This is a genomic window from Thomasclavelia sp. (genome assembly GCF_047249845.1).
In the GTDB taxonomy this organism is placed as follows: Bacteria; Bacillota_I; Bacilli_A; order Erysipelotrichales; family Coprobacillaceae; genus Thomasclavelia.
The window spans coordinates 1-4,640 of the sequence record NZ_JBKTWO010000094.1 but is presented as its reverse complement, the minus strand read 5'-3'; the positions used below and the strand labels follow the sequence as shown (position 1 = coordinate 4,640).

Annotated in this window: 5 protein-coding genes; all 5 read right to left on the bottom strand. The window is 28.0% G+C overall.

Going from position 1 to position 4,640, the window contains the following annotated elements:
- Positions 1–17: 17 nt before the first annotated feature.
- The gene (locus tag ACLR9T_RS13390; RefSeq protein WP_413110009.1) at positions 18–428 is read right to left on the bottom strand and encodes a DUF2000 domain-containing protein; all 411 of its coding nucleotides are present in this window, start codon (positions 426–428) and stop codon (positions 18–20) included.
- Positions 421–1,311 carry a DMT family transporter gene (locus tag ACLR9T_RS13385; RefSeq protein ID WP_413110008.1) on the bottom strand — a complete coding sequence of 297 codons (891 nt, stop codon included), beginning with the start codon at positions 1,309–1,311 and terminating at the stop codon, positions 421–423. The genes ACLR9T_RS13390 and ACLR9T_RS13385 overlap by 8 nt, the downstream gene beginning before the upstream one ends.
- A complete protein-coding gene (locus ACLR9T_RS13380) occupies positions 1,304–2,125 on the bottom strand; it encodes an AraC family transcriptional regulator (RefSeq protein ID WP_413110007.1) in 822 nt (273 codons plus the stop codon). The genes ACLR9T_RS13385 and ACLR9T_RS13380 overlap by 8 nt, the downstream gene beginning before the upstream one ends.
- Positions 2,126–2,211: 86 nt before the next feature.
- Positions 2,212–3,120, bottom strand: a complete 909-nt coding sequence (locus ACLR9T_RS13375) for a LysR family transcriptional regulator (RefSeq protein ID WP_413110006.1) — start codon at positions 3,118–3,120, stop codon at positions 2,212–2,214.
- A 42-nt stretch (positions 3,121–3,162) separates the two neighbouring features.
- Positions 3,163–4,640: 5-methyltetrahydropteroyltriglutamate--homocysteine S-methyltransferase (gene metE, locus ACLR9T_RS13370; RefSeq protein ID WP_413110005.1), on the bottom strand; the 1,478-nt coding region annotated here is incomplete at its 5' end.

The following is a 4,640-nucleotide window of genomic DNA, read 5'->3' as shown; positions in this document are numbered from 1 at the left end:
AATCAATATTTATTATACTATCTCAATAATGGTAAATTACCAGTAAGTTTATTAATTCTTTTTTTATTTCCAAACAGACAGATTCCTGAATAATTTAGTGTTTTTTCACTAGTAAGTTTCATTTTTGAAGTATATTCCTCATAATCCTTGCAGCTTTGTGCTAAATCACAAAAATCAATTACTGATATTTCATCTAAATAATTATTTGTTTTATCTAATAGTTCTCTAATTAATTGACTATTTGCTTTTAAAATTGGAATTGGTATATTAACAATTCCAGGATGAATCTTATTATCTAAATCACATACATCATTACCAATTATTTGCTTATTTATTTTACCTAAAGTTGCTCCTAATACTGCTGTAGTATTAGCAATTAAACCAATTGGTAGATTCTCATCAATAATCATCACACATTTTTCATCCATTGTTTTTATCCTCCTTATTTTGTGATAAAAATAACCCTATCAAAGTTAAGATAGTTCCCATCAAAGCCATCATTGTAATTTTTTCATTTAAAACTATAACTGATGTTACTACAGTAACAACTGGTACAATATATATATAAATACTTGTTTTTACTGCCCCCAAGATTTTTACAGCGACATTCCAAGTTACAAAACATAATGCTGAAGCTCCTAATCCTAAAAAGATAATATTTCCTAGATAAACAGGATTAGTAAAACGATTTAAATTTAACTCAAAACCAAAAGGAACTAATGCTATCAGCATAAAAGCAACTCCATACATAAAAATTCTTCTTGTAACTTGAATCGTATTGTAGCCATACTCACTAATCTTTTTTGTAAGAATAGAATATATAGCCCAAACCAAAGCTGCTAATAATGCTAATATATCACCTAAGGGATTCAGTTGAAAATTATTAGTACCATTAAAACTTATTAAAGCTATTCCTGTCATAGCTGCAATAAAACCAATAATAAAATTTGATTTTAATGATTTCTCTTTTAACACAAAATGAGAAATCATTGCTGTAAAAAAAGGTGCAATTGAGATAATAACTCCAATATTAGAAGCCATTGAATAAGTTAAAGCAATATTCTCTAATAAAAAATATAAGGTTACTCCACATAACCCTGCTAGTGCAAATGTTATTTCCTGATTTTTAGTTGTATTTTTCAATCTTTTAGGATAAATAATCATTAAAACAGCTAAACCAATTAAAAAACGAAAAAATAAAATTTCAATTGGTTTAAAATCAACTAATAATATCTTTGTTGAAATAAACGTCGTTCCCCAAATAAAAATTGTAAAAAGTGCTGCTACATGTCCCGATAAATATTTATTCATAATCTTCCCCTTTAAATATATTTTGATATTGTTTTGGTGTTAATCCAATCATACTTTTAAAAAATCTTGTAAAATGACTCTGATCACTAAACCCTGATTTCATCGCCACATCTATTAAATCATCCCCTTGTTCTAATAATGATTTAGCATGATTGACTCTGATTGTTTCAAGATATTGATAGGGAGTTACTCCAAAATTACGGGTAAAATTACGAATCAGTGTATATTTATTCATATGTACTAGTTCACTTAGCTCTAATAATGATATTTGATTAACATAATTAGTATCTAAGTATTTCTTTACTTGCAATATTGATTCATTAAATTGTTTTGTTTGATCAACTTCATTAATAGTATGTTCCTTAATTAATTGTTCAAGTAATAGATAAAATAGTTCTTCTTTATAAAACTCTGACTCTTTATCCATAATTGACTGATGCAATTGTCTTAAAGATGTAACTAACTCACTTTGAAAAACAACTGGTTGTTTAAATGTTGGTAAAAAATTAACTCCCGTTATTTCTTTAACAGCCATTTCCATGATTTTTTCATCAATATTTAAACAGCGATAATCTAATGGTTTACCATCATTACTTTGACAAGTATGATTATCAAACGGATTTAATAATAATAAATCTCCTGCTATCATATCATATTCATAACCCCGACAAGATAAATGCCGATTTCCTTTTTCAATGAAACCAATAACATAGCATTCATGAAAATGATTAGGAAACTTTTGCATGATTCCGACAAACTGATAAGCTTCAATCTTTAATTGTTCATCAAAAATAATAGTTCGTTTTTCTGCCATGTTTTTTCCTCCATCTGTATAATACCATATGTTATATAATAATACTTGAATGATATTGACATTTTAAAAGGTGTGTTGATACACACCTATATCAATGCTTGGATATTTTGCTTTAGGGCTTCAATAAAAATCTGCCCTAAATTACTTCGGGCTGTATCTTTATGAACGATATAACCAATATTTATGCTTTCATCAATATCTAGAGGAATCGCAACAATATTTTTTCCATTTAATTCTTCACTAATGATTCCCGTACAAATAGTATAACCATCTAAACCAATTAATAAATTAAATAATGTTGCCCGATCACTAACTTTAATTATTTTTTGATGAGACATCGTACTTAAAATCTCTTCTGAATAGTAGAATGAATTATACTGTCCTTGTTCAAATGATAAATATGGATAAGGTTCAATATCTTTAAGACTAACAATATTACGAGTTGATAATGGATTAGTGTCACTAATAAAAATATGTGGCTTAGCACTAAACAATTGATAAAATATCAAATTATTTTCTTTCAACAACTTATTAATCACTTTTTGATTAAAATCATTTATATATAAAATCCCAACTTCACTCTTTAATGTTTTAACATCTTCAATAATTTCATGAGTTCGAGTTTCTCTAATCATAAATTCATAATTGCTATCACGATACTTTTTTACAAGATCAACAAAAGCATTAACAACAAAAGAATAATGTTGCGTTGAAACACAAAATCGTTTTTTAGTAACTTTATCTTGTAAATATCTACTCTCTAATAAATCTGCCTGTTCAACAACCTGACGAGCATAGCCTAAAAACTCAAGTCCATCATCACTAATAATAACCCCTTTATTAGTTCGTGAAAAAATAACTATTCCTAATTCCTTTTCCAGCTCCTTAATAGCATTAGATAAACTAGGCTGCGATATAAATAACTCTTTAGCAGCTTCACTCACCGTTCCTTTTTGAGCCACCATAATAACATAGCGTAATTGTTGTAATGTCATATTTTCACTTCCTTGAATAATATTTTATCATTATTTTTTAACTTATAAAAGTTTTGCACGAATATTTTTTACTGCTTCAACCATATTTGTAAGACTAGCTAATGTTTCATGACATCCTCGAGTTTTTAAACCACAATCAGGATTTATCCATAATTGCTCAATTGGTAATTTTTCTAACATTGTTGATAATACTACTTCAAACTCATTAACACTTGGAATTCTTGGTGAATGGATATCATATAGTCCTGGGCCTACCGCACTTTTAAAATTCACTTTATTTAATACTTCCAACAAATCTAAACTTGAACGTGAAGCCTCAAATGAAATAACATCATTATCCATATCTTCAATCGCTTGAATAATATCATCAAACTCACTATAACACATGTGACTATGAATTTGAGTATTAGCTTTAACACTGCTAGAAACTAAGCGATAAGCGGGAATTGCCCAATCTAAATATTCACTTTGCCAATCACTTTTACGTAAAGGTAATTTTTCTCTAAATGCAGCTTCATCTATTTGAATAATTTTTATTTCATTAGCCTCTAATTCTAAAACTTCATCCTTTATTGCTAGAGCAAGCTGTAAAGCTATTTCTTTCAATGATATATCAAGACGTGGAAATGACCAGTTCAACATCGTAACAGGTCCTGTTAACATCCCCTTTACCGGCTTATTAGTTAATCCCTGACTATATACAGCATAATCAACAGTTAGTGAATCATTTCTATAAATATCACCCCAGATAATCGGTGGTTTTACACAACGAGTTCCATAAGACTGAACCCAGCCATTTTCAGTAAATAAATAGCCCTCAAGTTTCTCACCAAAATACTCAACCATATCATTTCTTTCAAATTCTCCATGAACAAATACATCTAAATCAATTTCCTCTTGATAACGAATCCATTTTTTTATCATCTTTTGATTAAAGTGTTGATAAGTAACTTCATCTATTTCACCATTACGGTATGCTCTTCGGTTTGCACGAACTTCTTTTGTTTGTGGAAAAGAGCCAATTGTGGTAGTTGGTAAAATAGGTAAATTAAAATATTCTTTTTGAATCTTACGTCTTTGTAGAAGTTCGGGTAGACGTATAAAATCGGTTTCTTTTAATAAAGATAAACGTTTTTGAACTATTTTATTTGTACGATTACTGGTTTCATTAAAAATAGTAACATTATCAGTATAATAACTATGTTTAGTTCCTAATTTAGAAATAACTTTTAATTGAAATAATTCAACTAATTTTTCTTTAGCAAAAGCTAAATACTTTTTATATTCAAAATCTAATTTAGATTCACTTTCAATCGTATAGGGAACATGCAGTAATGAACAAGATGTATTAATAACTACATTATCAACAATTTTACTAATTTCATCTAATAATTTTACAGTTTTTCTATAATCATCTTTCCAGATATTTTTACCCTTAATTACTCCTGCAAATAATACTTTATGAATATCAAAACTATACTTTTTTAAGAAAGAAAGTGTTTGTTTACCTTCAATAAAAT

Bases quoted from the DNA above. Each gene is read 5' to 3' on its own strand.
- ACLR9T_RS13390 (WP_413110009.1), bottom strand. From the start codon at position 428: ATGGATGAAAAATGTGTGATGATTATTGATGAGAATCTACCAATTGGT.
- ACLR9T_RS13385 (WP_413110008.1), bottom strand. From the start codon at position 1,311: ATGAATAAATATTTATCGGGACATGTAGCAGCACTTTTTACAATTTTT.
- ACLR9T_RS13380 (WP_413110007.1), bottom strand. From the start codon at position 2,125: ATGGCAGAAAAACGAACTATTATTTTTGATGAACAATTAAAGATTGAA.
- ACLR9T_RS13375 (WP_413110006.1), bottom strand. From the start codon at position 3,120: ATGACATTACAACAATTACGCTATGTTATTATGGTGGCTCAAAAAGGA.